Genomic DNA, 13,333 nt, shown 5'->3' on the forward strand with positions numbered 1-13,333 from the left:
CCCGGCTGCGAAGCGCTGTGACCGTGTGTGGGGCACCTCCTTTCAGGAGGTGCCCCACACTGCTTCGGCCCTGCGAATGTCCTTACAGTCCGATTTCGTTCGTGACGTACTCCTTGAGCCAGGACCGGAACTCGGGCCCCAAGTCGTCACGCTCACACGCGAGTTTCACGATGGTCCGCAAGTAGTCAGCGCGGTCACCAGTGTCGTAACGGCGGCCGTTGAAAACCACGCCGTGTACCTGCATCCCGTCTCCCGCACGTGCCATCTCCCGCAGCGCGTCAGTCAACTGGATCTCGCCGCTCCGTCCAGGCTCGGTACGCTCCAGGACCTCGAAGACCGCGGGGTCGAGGACATACCGACCGATCACCGCGTAGTTACTCGGCGCGTCTGCGGTGTCCGGCTTCTCCACGAGGTCGAAGATCTCCACCACGTCGGATTCCGCCGTGGGCTTAATCGCCGCACAGCCGTACTGGTGGATCTGGGACGGTTCGACTTCCATCAGCGCTACAACGCTGCCGCCGAGTTGGTCCCGTACTTCTATCATCCGCTCCAGGAGGGGGTCCCGCGGGTCGATCAGGTCGTCGCCGAGCAGTACTGCGAACGGCTGGTCGCCTACATGCGGCTTCGCGGTCAGGACCGCGTGGCCGAGGCCGCGGGGGTCCCCCTGGCGCACGTAGTGCATCGCCGCCATCGAACTGGACTCCCGGACCCGCGCCAGCTTCTCCAGATCGCCCCGGCCTTCAAGCAGGGACTCCAACTCGTAGGCGCGGTCGAAGTGGTCCTCCAGTGCCCGCTTGTTCCGACCCGTGATCATCAGCAGGTCGGTGAGCCCCGCTGCAACCGCTTCCTCCACTACGTACTGGATGGCCGGCCTGTCGACGATCGGCAACATCTCCTTGGGAGTGGCCTTGGTGGCCGGGAGGAAACGGGTGCCCAGGCCGGCCGCCGGGATCACTGCCTTCATCACTCTGGAGCTCACGTTGGACATCCGCTGATTGTACTTTCCTGATGCGGGACACACAGACGGACAATGACCGGAACGAGACTACGTCAACTGCACTTCACATGAAGTAGAACGTAGATACTAAGATCCAGGCGCAGCTTCCTGTGAGGACGTCTACACAAGCTGGGTTATCCATCTGGATCTGCTGATCACACCAGCCTCCCGCCCGAACAGCTCTTAGGTGTACAAAAACATGACGCAGATGTCCGCACCGGGCACCAGGGTTGCTTCTCGACCGCACCCCGACAGGTCGCCCGGCGAGCTCCGGACCATCGCACCAGGTGATTCTGTCCGACGTCTCGCAGGCAGTGTGTGGTTGTGGCCGCTGGTGGCCACACTCTTCGTCGGGCTCTTCCGCATCTCCCGGACCGTCATGTGGCATGACGAGTTGGCCATGCTCAGTGTCGTCTCCCGGCCGACCGGCGAACTCCTCGACATGTTGCGTCACGTGGACGCAGTCCACGGTGCCTATTACCTGGTCCTGCACGTCTGGATCTCCACCTTCGAGGACTCACCGTTCTCCGTACGGTTCCCCTCTGTCCTGGCGATGACAGGTGCGGCCGTGTGCACGGCACTTGCCGGTCGTCGGCTGTTCGGACAGCGCGCGGGGCTGTTCGGCGGCCTCGTCTTCGCGATGATCCCCGCAGTCGCCCGGTTCGCCCAGGAAGCACGCTCCTACGCCTTTGTCGTCTTCGCGGTCTCGCTGGCCACGCTCCTCCTGCTGTGCGCTCTGGACAAGCCCCGATGGCACCGCTGGCTCGGCTACAGCCTGGCCATCGTCGCAGTTTCAGCGTTCCACCTGGTCGCGCTGGCCAGCCATGCAGCCGCTGTGCTGTTGCACTGGCGTCGCGACCGGAAGCGGTACGTACTGTTCGCCGGAGCTATCAGCGTGGCCGCTGTCGCCGCCTGGGGCCGCAGCCGCCCCGGAGCTGCCCTTGTCGGTACTCTCCTCGCCGTCCCGCCAATCCCGGTGATATGGCTGATTTCGCATGGTGGAGTGTCGTACTTCTTTCCGAAGTGCCTACTCTTCGCCCTTCCCGCCTGGGCGATGCTCGCCGGGGCCGGGATCAGTGCGGTGTCATTGCGGACCGCTGTAGCCGTCCTAGGCGTCCTGGCGTTGTTCGCTCTTCCCGACCAGCGTGCGATCCATAGTCCGCTGTCTCACGCGCAGTACCTGTATCCGGAGCCGGTGGACTTCACTCCCAGGAACTACCAGGGCACGGCCGAAGTGGTCAACAGCAGATTCAAGGCCGGGGACGGAATCGTCTACGCCCACGGCAACGACTATTGGTGGCTGATCGACGCCGGGGTGAAGTACTACCTGGATCCGAAGGCGCACCCCCGGGACGTTTTCCTTCAGCGGAGTGCCGTCCAGAAGGACGATTTGTGGGTCGACGAATGCAGTGAACCGCAGAAGTGCATCGGTCCTGAGCAGCGGCTGTGGCTCGTCTCGATCGGCAGTACAGACGTGCCTCTCACTGCCCTTCCAACTGTCCAGGCCGCAGCGCTCAAAAGCACCTACACGGTCGCTAAGACGTACCACCCGACGGGGATGACGGTCGCATTGCCGACACGCATCGTCCCCGCTCACTAACCCACTGCGATCAGATCGCGCAAACCCCAGAGAGAAACAGGTAAGGCTTGATCATGGACAACCAGTCGGTAGGACCCTTCTCCGACCTCGGACGGATCCTCGTGATCGTCCCCACATACAAGGAATCCGAGAACATCGAGAAGATCATCTCTCGGATCCGCGCCTCGACCCCCGAGGTTCACATCCTGGTCGCTGACGACAACAGCCCGGACGGTACGGGAGAGATAGCCGACAAGCTCTCCTCCGGAGACGAGCACATCCACATACTCCACCGTCCGGGGAAGAACGGCCTGGGTGCCGCCCACCTCGCAGGTTTCGCCTGGGGTATGGAGCACGGTTACGACGTCCTGTTCGTGCTGGACGCGGACGGCTCACATCAGCCCGAGCAGTTCCCCCGACTCCCGACCGGACTGCGTGACACGGACCTGTCCATGGGATCACGCTGGGTCGCCGGCGGACGTGTCGTCAACTGGGCCAAATCACGTGAAATCCTCTCCCCTGGCGGGAGTCTGTACTCGCGGTTGATGCTGCAGGTCCCACTCCGGGACGTCACCGGGGGCTACCGGGCCTTCCGGCGGGAGGCCTTGCAAAGGCTTGAACTGCAGGATGTCGCTTCGCAAGGATATTGCTTCCAGGTTGACCTGGCATGGCGTGCGGTGAAGGCAGGACTTCGGGTAGTCGAGGTTCCGATCACCTTCATCGAACGTGAACACGGCGCCAGCAAGATGAGCCGAAGCATCGTTGTCGAAGCCCTGTGGCGAGTCACCGCCTGGGGCGTGGGAAACCCGGTTCAAGCACCTGCGCAAATAACGCGCACCAGCCGACCACTGGACAGCAACGGCCGACCGGCCAACCCCACCGAGGAGACCAATGTCCGCAAGCGGTGTGCTCCGTTCCCGGGGCGACCTGGGCAAACTGCTGTCCGGCAGAACGAACAGCGTCAACTTTATCCGCCTAGTACTCGCCCTCGCCGTCGTCATGTCGCATTCGCGACCCCTGGGATTCAGCCGAAACGACCTCGGGTCCGTTGTCAGCGACGGTCAGACCAACGTCGGCAACATGGCGGTCTTCGGGTTCTTCCTCCTCTCGGGCGTGCTCATCACCAGGAGCGCGCGACGGGCTTCCGTGGGTCGGTACCTCTGGCACCGGGCACTGCGGATCTTCCCCGGCCTTTGGGTCTGCCTCCTGGTGACCGCGCTGGTCATCGCTCCTTTGGTCCACCTGCATGAGAACGGTTCCATCGAAGGCTTCTGGAACCACTCCGAGGGCCCGGTGGACTACCTCGTCGCAAACTGGTGGACGGGCGTGCGCCAGTACGGAATCTCCGGCCTGCTCACGGATACCCCCTACGGTCATGAGTCCGGTCAGAGCGTCTTCAACGGGGCCCTGTGGTCCCTGTGCTACGAAATGCTCTGTTACGTCGGTATCGCATTGCTGGCCTTCACCGGCATCCTGCGCGGTGCACGCCGTTTTGTCCTGCTTCTCGCGCTGGGTGCCTATCTCTACATCTGGGACGACTACCTGGCAAACGACAGTTGGACCGGGGCACAGGGCGGCGGCGACGGGGGTTTCAACACTCCCCTCCTGGGGTGGATCAGCTGGCACTGGCTGATCTATCTGGGATTCGTCTTCCTGCTGGGTACCGCTTTCGAGATGTACAAGGAGAAAGTGCCGGTCAGCGACGTGCTCGGCGTCTTGTCCGGCATCGTTTTGGTCGGCTCCCTGCTGCTCGGCGGCTTCTTCGTCGTAGGCCTGCCGGCCTTCGCCTACCTCCTGCTGTGGCTGGCGATCCGCCTGCCCCGTCCCTTGCAGAAAATCGGGCGGAAGAACGACTACTCGTACGGCATCTACATCTACGGCTTCGTTATCCAGCAGGCCCTGTCACTGTTCACGGGGTACCGCTGGGGTTTTGTTCCCTACGTGCTGTTGTCCATGGCGGGAGCGACCGTCATGGCCTTCGTGTCCTGGCACCTTGTCGAACGCCAGGCGCTCAAACTGAAGGACTGGACGCCGGGCTTCCTGCGCCGTCGGAACCCGGCTTCAGCACCTCCTGCGGACGCAGTCGGCACCACCCCGCTGGAGGAGCCGCCCATCGAGCTGGTGGCGGTAGCGCAGCACACCCGGATGTGAAAACCCTGTCGGGGGGGGGGGGGGGCGGGGGCCCCGCCGCCCCCCCCCCCCCGGGGGGGGGGCCCCCCCCCCCCCCCCCGCCCCGGGGGGGGGGGGGCGGGGGCGCGGCGGGGGGCGCCGCCCCCCCCCCCCCCCCCCCGCCCCCCCCCCGGTGGGGGGGGGGCGTCCCCACCACACCGCGTTTTACACCCCCGGGGGGGGCGGCCCCCCCCCCCCCCCCCCCCCCCCCCCCCGACAGGGTTCGCGCAGTACCACCGCACCAGTCTTAACTGGTACGGACAGGAAAAGGGACGACGGACGTGTCACCCGGCCAGCTGACGCCACAAGTCCTTCATAGAGTCCTCCGGCGACCGCTGCGGCTTCCACCCCAGCGCGGTCCCGGCCAAGGTGACGTCCATCTGCTGCCACAAGGTCAGGTCCTCCTCCGAGGACACCCCTTCCTCCGTCACTTCAACCGCGACACCGCTCGCCGCGATGAGCATCTCCACCATGCTGCGTGCACTCGCAGCTTCCCCTCGACCTATGTTGACCACGCTGGGGCCTCCCGTGCCGCGCACCGCGTCGACGACCGCGTCAACGGTGTCCTGCAGGTCTATGAAATCCCGACGGGCGGCCAACGGGGCCAGTCGCAGTTCAGCCGACTGCCCGGCCTCCCGCGCTGTACGCAACTTCCCGCCCATGACCCCGAGCAGGCTGTGTCCCGGCTGGCCCGCTCCGACAACGTTGCCGACCCGCAGCACCATGCCGTCGACGGTGTTCTGCTGCACTGCGCGGACCACCGCTTGCGTCGCCTGCCGTTTCAGCTCCCCGTACGCCATCGCCGGGCGGGGTTCGTAGTCCTCCGCCACTGACACGCCCACCGGGACGAGCCCGTACTCGTGGACGGTACCGAGTTGGACCAGCCGTGGTCCTGCGGCTGAAAGCCCGACCGCCGCGATCAGTCGTTCGACCAACGTGACATTGGCGTCCCGCATCTGTTCTTCGGACAGTCCCCACATGCCCCCGGCCGCGTTGACGACGACGTCTGTCTGCTCATCGTCGAACAGGCGGGCTATCTCATCGACTTCTGCCGCAACCATGTCCATGGCCGTGAAACGACCGGCCGTCGCGACGGTCGGAGCCTTCCGGGCCACGGTCAGTACGTCGAACCCCTGGTCGTCGAGCGAGTCGCACAGTCGGCGTCCTATAAACCCGGTTCCTCCGAGCACTGCTATTCGTCGACGGTCGCTGCTCACGTCTAGGTCCTTCTTCTTTACATTCGCGTACGGATGGGACGGCCCGGAGACCGTGGGGTCTCAGGAACTGCGCCGGCTGGGCCCGAAGGCGTGCCGGACCAGACTCCGGAATCCGTCCCGCTGTTTGGTCCGGACAGCGCCCGGCAACAGGGTGACTGCATGGAGGCGGGATGACAGGTAAAACCTTGACGCCCGTGCCGCCTTCGGCCAACCGTGTGCGTCGAGACGGTCCGCGACGTCGACGAAATAGTTCCGCGCCTCAGTGAACCGGGTTCCGGTGTACGCCTGAGTCGCGGAAATGCTCACCGCATGCCTGCGGTACTGGAAGCAGACGGTGGGTTCGACAACCATCCGTTCGCCCCGCTGGAGCAGATCGATCACCAGCGCGAGGTCCTGGATGATCTCCAGATCCTCACGGAAGGTGACCGCCTTGAGCACGTCGGTCCGCCAGCAGATCGAGGAGAAGTACAGCCAGTTGCCACGCAGCAGGCTGACCGCCAGTTCCTCACCGCCCATCAGCAGTCGACGGTCGGACTTCGGCGCGTACAGTCGCCGCTTGGTCTGGTCCACCAGGGTGTTGACCGGAAGTCCTGATCCGTCGATCACCTGGACCCCGGGCTGCACCATGGCGACGTCCGGGTGCTGCTCCAGAACCGAGCGCATCGTGGCCAGGTAGTTGGGCAGCATGACGTCGTCAGTGCCCATCATGACGACCCGCTCGAACTCGGCGAGCCCGATGCACTTGTTGTAGTTACGGGTGACGCCGAGGTTCTGCTCGTTGCGCAGGTACAAGACCCGCTCGTCGCCCAGAGCCGCGAACCACTCGGGGACGCCGGGTTCTTTGCCGTCGTCGACGACAGTGAGACGCCAGTCGGGGTCCGTCTGCTCCTGGACGCTGCGGACCGCGGTCTGCATGAGTGACACATCGCCGTAGTACGGCAGCATGATGTCGAAGGTCGTCATGTGCTTCACACCTAGGTTCAAGGCCGGGCAGGTGACTGCGCGACCTGGAGTCGAACGGTTTCTTCAACTGCCGGGGTGGTGTGTGAACCGGTCGCGTCCAAACGCCTGACCCCGGCCCACAGAAGTCCCAGCATGGCCAGGGCCGCCGCTGCCGCGCCGGCCGCGTAAGCCAATTCCACCCGCAGCCGGATCTCCAGCGGCAGAAATGTCACTACGGCCAGGACGGCAGTGCCGACGGCCCAGCCGATGAGCTGGCCGCGATGCAGGCCCATCGCCATCAGGCCCTGCCCGAACACTGTCGCCAGCATGTAGCAGACAGTTCCCACCGCGAACCAGGCGAAGTCCGGCGCGTGCAGGATGTCCGGGGCTGCGAAGAAGGTACGCACCAACCACGGTCCGGCCAACACCGCTATTCCTCCGCCGCTCGCACCCAGCGCGACGACGATCAGGCAGCTGCGGACCAGCAGCCCGTTGAACGCCGCCCGGTTCCGCCCGGCCACCGCAGCGGACAGTCCGGGAAGCAGCGAGGCCTGCAGTGCGCCGAAGACGAACAATGGGATCCGGGACAGGATCAACGCCGCAAGCAGGGCGCTGACCAGCGCGGTCTCCCCCGGAGCCAGGAGCTTGAGGTTGATCACCGCAATATTGACCACCACCTGGGCGAGCAGTGTGGAAGCGATCAACGGGACGAGTCCACGGACCAGGTCCGCCCAGGGCAGCACACGGTCCTGGCCGCTCCCGGACAGGAGTGGCCGGACAGTGACTGCGGCCGCGATCAACGGGGCCACGGTCAGCACCAGGCTGAACGCCAACGGAGACGTGCTGCCGGACAGGCCGAGCCCGCCGGCGAGCAGAATCCGCAGACCCCCGTCGATGGAAAGACTGGTCCCGTACGCCTTGAACCGGCCCAGCCCCGCCAGCGCCCCACGGGTGACTGAAACCGCGACCAGGCCGACGAAGGAACCAGCCAGGGCGGACAACAGAGTGCGGTCTCCGTCAAACAGACGGTCTGCGATCACGCTGCTGAACAACGCGAGCAGAGCGAGGACAAAAACCAGCAGTATACCTGCGACAGCGGTGGCCCTGACCAGGACCGACCGGATGCCCTCGCCGTTCGAGACCCGGGTTGCGACGATCCGGCTGACTTCCTGTTCGACCGGGAAGAACAACCCCAGACCGAGGGAGAAGACCAGGGTCCACAGGACCGAGACCCCGGATTTCCCCTCCGGCGTGAGCGAGTGGCTGGCCACCGCCAGATGGATGTAGGAGGCCGCACCCAGGACGGCGAAACCCACTCCCGCCCACAAGGTCCCGGGCGGGAGTATCCGCAATCCCTTACGCAGCAGGTTCATCGCCGGTTGATCGCCAACAGCAGGGTGATGAACGCCCGGCCCAGGTACAACATCGCCTTGGCCGGCGACTGGCTCGGCGTGCCGGCCGTACGAGCGCGCATGGCCACCGGTACCTGCACCACACGGTGTTTCAGCCTGACGACCCGCACAGTGGTCTCCACCGTGTCACCCAGGTACTCCACCGGGTACCACTCGGCGAACAGCTTGATGAGATCGCGGTTGCAGGCGCGGAACCCGGACGTGGTGTCGGTCAGCTTGGTCTTCGCCATGCGGGAGAGCACGAAGGACAACATGACCATCGACCAGCGCCGCGGTCCGCGCACCTTGTAGTCGCCCTCGCCGGCGAACCGGGCACCGATGACCAGCGCGGCATCGTCGATACGGTCGACTAGCTTCGGAACGTAGCGGGGATCGTGCTGGCCGTCCGCGTCCAGCTGTATCGCGACGTCGTAGTCATTGCGGTAGGCGTAGAGGTAGCCGAGCCGCATCGCTCCACCGACACCCAGGTTGTAGGGCAGCGTGGTCACGACAGCCCCGGCGTCCCGGGCGATCTGTGAAGTGCCGTCCACCGAGCCGTCGTCCACGACGAGCACATCGACGTGCGGCAGGGTGTCCCGTATCTCATGGATGACGTCGGCTATGGAACCCGACTCATTCCAGGCGGGAATTATTATCAGTACCCGTTTGCCGTTAATCATGGGCGTTATCCTGAGTCTTGTGCGGTGCACTGTTCCGCTGGGCCAGCTCGGTTCGGATCAACGCGACCTCTTCGGCCAACCTGCGGGTCTCTTCCTCCAACTGGCTGGCCTCCCAGCTCAGGTGGACACAGACCAGGAGCAGGAACGCGAAGCCCAGGAACAGCACCAGGCTGACACCCGAGGCCACGCCCGTCGCCGTGGCGACGGAGTCGAGTACGCGGGGGAAGAAGCCCAAGGGGACTACTACCAGGCCGACGGCTATCCACAGGACTGCGTACTTCTCCCGCAGTTGGCGTCGGCGCAGCAATTCGAGGATGAACCCCAACACCAGTAGTCCGGTGACCGCGGTGAGGATGGTTAGTTTCATGACATGCTCGATCGGAAGTCGGCGGGTTGCCCCGGTTCATCAGATGGACACGGTCAGCACCCGCCCGCGGCGGGCCGCAGGGTCACGCTGGCCCAATCCGCTACGCCTGTTACAGCGCAGCTTTCACCTTAAGCGGCTCCCACCAGCTGCGATTGTCGCGGTACCACTGGACCGTGGCCGCCATCCCCTCGTGGAAGGACACCTGGGGGGTGTAACCCAGTTCCGCTTGAATCTTGTCAATACTGATCGAGTAGCGCAGGTCGTGCCCCTTGCGGTCGGCCACGTGCTCGACCATCTCCCAACCGGCACCGCAGGACTCGAGCAGCAACCCGGTCAGTTCCTTGTTGGTCATCTCGGTACCGCCACCGATGTTGTAGACCTCTCCCGGTCGGCCGTTGCGCATGACCAGTTCGATGCCCCGGCAGTGGTCCTCGACGTGCAGCCAGTCCCGGATATTGCCACCGTCGCCGTACAGCGGGATCGGTTTGCCGTCCAACAGGTTCGTGACGAAGAGCGGAATGACCTTTTCCGGGAACTGATGGTGTCCGTAGTTATTGGAGCAACGGGTGACCACTACGTCCATATTGTGGGTCCGGTGGTAGGCCAGCGCCAACAGGTCCGACGCTGCTTTGCTCGCCGAGTAGGGCGAGTTGGGTGCCAGCGGCCACTCCTCGGTCCACGAACCCTCGCTGATCGAGCCGTACACCTCGTCTGTGGAGACGTGGACGAAGCGGCCCAGGCCGTGTTTGTGGGCTGCGTCAAGCAGCACCTGGGTACCGAGGACGTTCGTGGTCACGAACGGCCCGGCGCCGGCGATCGAACGATCCACATGTGATTCAGCGGCGAAGTGCACCACGACATCGTGCCCGGGCATGACCTGGTCGACCAGGTCGGTATCGCAGATGTCCCCGTGGACGAACCGGTAGCCGGGGTGTGTCGCGACGGGATCGAGGTTGGCTTCCACCCCTGAGTACGTCAGGGCATCGAGCACTGTGACCCGTAGGCCTCCTTCGGGAGCGCCGCCGAGCAGGGAACGGACGAACTGGGAGCCGATGAAACCGGCGCCGCCGGTGACCAGGATGTTCATAGTCCCCCAACCTTAGTGGTGCCGGCGGGCCGTACAGTGTCCCCATGCGCGGCATTCTCCTCGCCGGTGGAACCGGATCCCGACTGTGGCCAGTCACCCAGGCCGTCTCGAAACAGCTCATGCCTGTCTTCGACAAACCGATGGTGTACTATCCGCTGTGCACTTTGATCATGGCTGGGGTCCGGGAAGTCCTGATCGTCACCACCCCGGAGGACCAGCCTGCTTTCCAGCGACTGCTGGGTGACGGATCACATTTGGGAATGCGTCTGGAGTACGCGGCCCAGGAACGCCCCGAGGGAATTGCCCAGGCATTTGTGATCGGTGCGGATTTCATCGGGCTCGAATCGGTAGCCATGGTACTGGGCGACAACATCTTCCACGGTGTCGGCCTGGGGCGGCAGCTGAACGGACATGAGGGCATGACCGGGGGCCGGGTATTCGCCTATCCGGTGGCCGATCCGAGCGCTTATGGAGTTGTCGAATTCGACGCGGCAGGCCACGCGTTGTCCGTTGAAGAAAAACCCAAGTATCCGAAATCCCGGTACGCAGTCCCTGGACTGTACTTCTTCGACAATCGCGCCGTGCAGATCGCACAGACTCTGAAGCCCAGTGTCCGTGGAGAGCTGGAGATCACCGAAATCGTCTCCGCTTACCTCCGGGACGGCGAACTGCGGGTCACCATGCTCGACCGTGGCACGGTCTGGCTCGACACCGGAACCTTCTCCTCCCTGGTGCACGCGGCTGAGTACGTCCGGGTCATCGAAGAACGTCAGGGCTTGAAGATCGGCTGCATCGAAGAAGCCGCCTGGCGGGCCGGTTTCATCGACGACGCACAGGTTCACCGGCTGGCCCAGCCCCTGCTCAAGAGCGGTTATGGCACCTACCTGCTCGACCTGCTCAAGTACGGCGACGGCATCGCCCCGGTGGTTGAGCGCTGACCGGGTTCACCCTCAACGCAAAGATCGTCGGGCACCGGACGTCAGTGGACAGTCGCCCGGATGCGTGTGCCCGTCCTACAGGCGGACGCCGTCCAGGAATCCACTCCACGGTCTTTTTGGAATCCGCAGAATCCATCTGATTCCTTCCCTGTCCCTGCCCCCGATCTGACTCAACGACACAGCGATCGGCCCTGCCGATCGAACGGGAAGACTGACTCCACATGCCGATTCCGATGGTTCCGACCTTCCATGCCCGTGTCTGGGGAGGTCGCCGGATTTCCGCCATGTTCGGCTATGACCTCCGGTCCGGTCGGGGAGTGCTGGGCGTTCTCGTCCATCCCAGGCCACGAAAGCACGACGCAGGACGGCCGCACGCTTGCGAGGTTGTGGTCGGATACCACCCTGCGGAAGCCGCACTCAGGAAAGCTGGGACCCGATGTTGGATTCCCATTGCTGGTGAAGCTCTTGGACGCCTGCCAGGACCTGTCCGCGCAGGTGCACCCGGATGACGCACTAGCCTTCGAACTCGAAGGCGAACCGTGGGGCAAGACCGAGCACTGGCTACATCCTGCACGCCGACCCCGGCGCTGAGATCGTGTTCGGTCACACCGCCACCGACCGTGACGAACTGGCCGGGCTGATCGCGGCGGGGGCGTGGGACCAACTGTTGCACCGACGCCGGGTGAAGACCAGTGACGTCATTCCGATCCCGGCTGGAATGGTCCACGCGCTGGGCGCCGGCATCGTCGCGTACGCGGTCCAGCAGACCTCCGACACCACCTACCGGGTCTACAACTTCGACCGGCTGGGGACTGACGGCCACCCTCGGGAGCTCCATCTCGACAAGTCGTTGCGGGCGATCTCCTTCGACCAAGGCGACCTCGACGCCCCGTTCACGCCGACGGGCGGCCCGGTGGAATCTGTCGGCGGAGTGCGCACCCGGCTCGCGGACACCTCTTACTTCGCCTTGGACTGCCACGAGGTCAGCGGCTCCGGCTACCGCTTACCCGCACAGGACCAGCCGTACGCCCTTACGGTGGTCGGCAGCACAGGCACCCTGCGGACCGAGGAACGCTCAGTGGCGGCGGTACCGGGCCGACACTTCCTTATACCGCCCGACTCCCCGGTGGTTGCGGACGGCCCGGTGGAGTTCCGACAGTCCACGCCCCCTGGGTACGTCCGGTCAGCGGGGCTGGACTTCGCGATCGGCCGTCATGACGGGCTCGAGTTCTGCCACCCGGCGCTCGGCGGTGAGGACCCAGCTCCGGTCGAACGACACGCCGGATCGTGTCCACGCTGGGCACCCGCAGCAGGCCGAGGCTTCCCCAAGGCCGACATCCCAGCCGCGTCAGGGTCTCCCGCGAAGCGGCGGCAGCCCACTGGCCCATCGCCCGGTATGAATCAAAACCGCAGGCCAAGGCACTCAACGCGATCAACAGGATCACCCCGACCGGGTGGCGAAGGCCTCGCGCGTGGCGTGGGTCACGCACCGCGTGGACCCGCCCGACGAAACAAGGCGCCCCTGACACGCCGTTGGCGCACTCCCGACATCCGCGGGTCATGACAGACTGTTTCACCGAAGCTCCGTTGTGTGCAGGCGACTTGAAGGGTCACCGAGCACAACGGAGCTTCACCCGTTCCGGTTACGCCACCTCTGGCCAGGAGAAACGCATGATCAACTAACTTTGCTGCAGCCCTGCCCACAAGCCCCAGGGCTGATGCAAGAAGCTAATTGCTGAGAGTTTCCGCAGGTCGGACCGGTAGACCGAGAAGGTCCAGGGGCGCAGTGAACGGGTGGTAGGACTGCTCGCGGACCGCCTGAGCGATGTTGACGGCCCCGTTCTTCCGCAACAGGTTCATCGCGATGTTACGGAGCGTGGCCATATTCTCGGGTCCGTGGCCGGTGCGGACGCGGGAACGGTCCTCGGACCACACTTCGTCCCGAACGTAGTGGATCTTGTTTTCA

General features: G+C 64.7%; 13 protein-coding genes and 1 pseudogene. 5 read left to right on the forward strand and 9 right to left on the reverse strand.

Going from position 1 to position 13,333, the window contains the following annotated elements:
- Nucleotides 1-82: 82 nt before the first annotated feature.
- Nucleotides 83-988 carry a UTP--glucose-1-phosphate uridylyltransferase GalU gene (gene galU, locus AC0Z36_RS16790; RefSeq protein WP_485463700.1) on the reverse strand — a complete coding sequence of 302 codons (906 nt, stop codon included), beginning with the start codon at nt 986-988 and terminating at the stop codon, nt 83-85.
- A gap of 343 nt (nt 989-1,331) precedes the next feature.
- Here galU and AC0Z36_RS16795 point away from each other — a divergent pair, with 343 nt between their 5' ends.
- The 3 genes and pseudogenes from AC0Z36_RS16795 to AC0Z36_RS16805 all read left to right on the forward strand — a co-directional run bounded on the left by AC0Z36_RS16795 (nt 1,332) and on the right by AC0Z36_RS16805 (nt 4,727).
- Nucleotides 1,332-2,597 (forward strand): glycosyltransferase family 39 protein, encoded by a 1,266-nt coding sequence (locus AC0Z36_RS16795; RefSeq protein WP_485463701.1) that lies wholly within the window; start codon nt 1,332-1,334, stop codon nt 2,595-2,597.
- 53 nt (nt 2,598-2,650) lie between these two features.
- Nucleotides 2,651-3,454, forward strand: a pseudogene (locus AC0Z36_RS16800) (polyprenol monophosphomannose synthase); the annotation flags it as partial.
- 13 nt (nt 3,455-3,467) lie between these two features.
- Entirely contained in the window at nt 3,468-4,727 is a 1,260-nt protein-coding gene (locus AC0Z36_RS16805; protein ID WP_485463702.1) for an acyltransferase family protein, read from the forward strand.
- 302 nt (nt 4,728-5,029) lie between these two features.
- Here the strand turns inward: AC0Z36_RS16805 and AC0Z36_RS16810 are convergent, their stop codons facing one another.
- The 6 genes from AC0Z36_RS16810 to rfbB form a co-directional block, all read right to left on the reverse strand.
- On the reverse strand, nt 5,030-5,962 hold the full coding sequence (locus AC0Z36_RS16810; RefSeq protein ID WP_485463703.1) for an NAD-dependent epimerase/dehydratase family protein: 933 nt from the start codon (nt 5,960-5,962) through the stop codon (nt 5,030-5,032).
- 60 nt (nt 5,963-6,022) lie between these two features.
- Entirely contained in the window at nt 6,023-6,925 is a 903-nt protein-coding gene (locus AC0Z36_RS16815) for a glycosyltransferase family 2 protein (protein ID WP_485463704.1), read from the reverse strand.
- Between the two features lie 17 nt (nt 6,926-6,942).
- Nucleotides 6,943-8,277: a lipopolysaccharide biosynthesis protein gene (locus tag AC0Z36_RS16820; RefSeq protein ID WP_485463705.1), complete on the reverse strand. Its 1,335-nt coding sequence runs from the start codon at nt 8,275-8,277 to the stop codon at nt 6,943-6,945.
- Nucleotides 8,274-8,975, reverse strand: coding sequence for a glycosyltransferase family 2 protein (locus AC0Z36_RS16825; RefSeq protein ID WP_485463706.1), 702 nt, complete (start codon nt 8,973-8,975; stop codon nt 8,274-8,276). The genes AC0Z36_RS16820 and AC0Z36_RS16825 overlap by 4 nt, the downstream gene beginning before the upstream one ends.
- Nucleotides 8,968-9,342, reverse strand: coding sequence for a DUF2304 family protein (locus AC0Z36_RS16830; RefSeq protein ID WP_485463707.1), 375 nt, complete (start codon nt 9,340-9,342; stop codon nt 8,968-8,970). Before AC0Z36_RS16830 ends, AC0Z36_RS16825 begins: the two co-directional genes overlap by 8 nt.
- A 109-nt stretch (nt 9,343-9,451) precedes the next feature.
- Nucleotides 9,452-10,429: a dTDP-glucose 4,6-dehydratase gene (gene rfbB / locus AC0Z36_RS16835; RefSeq protein ID WP_485463708.1), complete on the reverse strand. Its 978-nt coding sequence runs from the start codon at nt 10,427-10,429 to the stop codon at nt 9,452-9,454.
- 44 nt (nt 10,430-10,473) lie between these two features.
- Here rfbB and rfbA point away from each other — a divergent pair, with 44 nt between their 5' ends.
- Both rfbA and AC0Z36_RS16845 read left to right on the forward strand, forming a co-directional pair.
- A complete protein-coding gene (gene rfbA, locus AC0Z36_RS16840) occupies nt 10,474-11,367 on the forward strand; it encodes a glucose-1-phosphate thymidylyltransferase RfbA (protein WP_485463709.1) in 894 nt (297 codons plus the stop codon).
- Between the two features lie 294 nt (nt 11,368-11,661).
- The gene (locus AC0Z36_RS16845; RefSeq protein WP_485463710.1) at nt 11,662-11,958 is read left to right on the forward strand and encodes a type I phosphomannose isomerase catalytic subunit; all 297 of its coding nucleotides are present in this window, start codon (nt 11,662-11,664) and stop codon (nt 11,956-11,958) included.
- Nucleotides 11,959-12,473: 515 nt separating this feature from the next.
- On the opposite strand, the gene AC0Z36_RS16850 is transcribed toward AC0Z36_RS16845, so the two are convergent.
- Nucleotides 12,474-12,929 carry a transposase family protein gene (locus AC0Z36_RS16850; protein ID WP_485463716.1) on the reverse strand — a complete coding sequence of 152 codons (456 nt, stop codon included), beginning with the start codon at nt 12,927-12,929 and terminating at the stop codon, nt 12,474-12,476.
- A 166-nt stretch (nt 12,930-13,095) separates the two neighbouring features.
- Nucleotides 13,096-13,333, reverse strand: a 238-nt coding sequence (locus tag AC0Z36_RS16855) for a transposase (protein WP_485463711.1), incomplete at its 5' end; no start/stop codon positions are given.

The organism is Kitasatospora sp. UYEF31 (genome assembly GCF_057291755.1).

Bases quoted from the DNA above. Each gene is read 5' to 3' on its own strand.
- AC0Z36_RS16850 (WP_485463716.1), bottom strand. From the start codon at position 12,929: ATGACCCGCGGATGTCGGGAGTGCGCCAACGGCGTGTCAGGGGCGCCT.
- AC0Z36_RS16815 (WP_485463704.1), bottom strand. From the start codon at position 6,925: ATGACGACCTTCGACATCATGCTGCCGTACTACGGCGATGTGTCACTC.
- AC0Z36_RS16830 (WP_485463707.1), bottom strand. From the start codon at position 9,342: ATGAAACTAACCATCCTCACCGCGGTCACCGGACTACTGGTGTTGGGG.
- AC0Z36_RS16845 (WP_485463710.1), top strand. From the start codon at position 11,662: ATGACCTCCGGTCCGGTCGGGGAGTGCTGGGCGTTCTCGTCCATCCCA.
- AC0Z36_RS16820 (WP_485463705.1), bottom strand. From the start codon at position 8,277: ATGAACCTGCTGCGTAAGGGATTGCGGATACTCCCGCCCGGGACCTTG.
- AC0Z36_RS16805 (WP_485463702.1), top strand. From the start codon at position 3,468: ATGTCCGCAAGCGGTGTGCTCCGTTCCCGGGGCGACCTGGGCAAACTG.
- galU (WP_485463700.1), bottom strand. From the start codon at position 988: ATGTCCAACGTGAGCTCCAGAGTGATGAAGGCAGTGATCCCGGCGGCC.
- AC0Z36_RS16825 (WP_485463706.1), bottom strand. From the start codon at position 8,975: ATGATTAACGGCAAACGGGTACTGATAATAATTCCCGCCTGGAATGAG.
- rfbB (WP_485463708.1), bottom strand. From the start codon at position 10,429: ATGAACATCCTGGTCACCGGCGGCGCCGGTTTCATCGGCTCCCAGTTC.
- rfbA (WP_485463709.1), top strand. From the start codon at position 10,474: ATGCGCGGCATTCTCCTCGCCGGTGGAACCGGATCCCGACTGTGGCCA.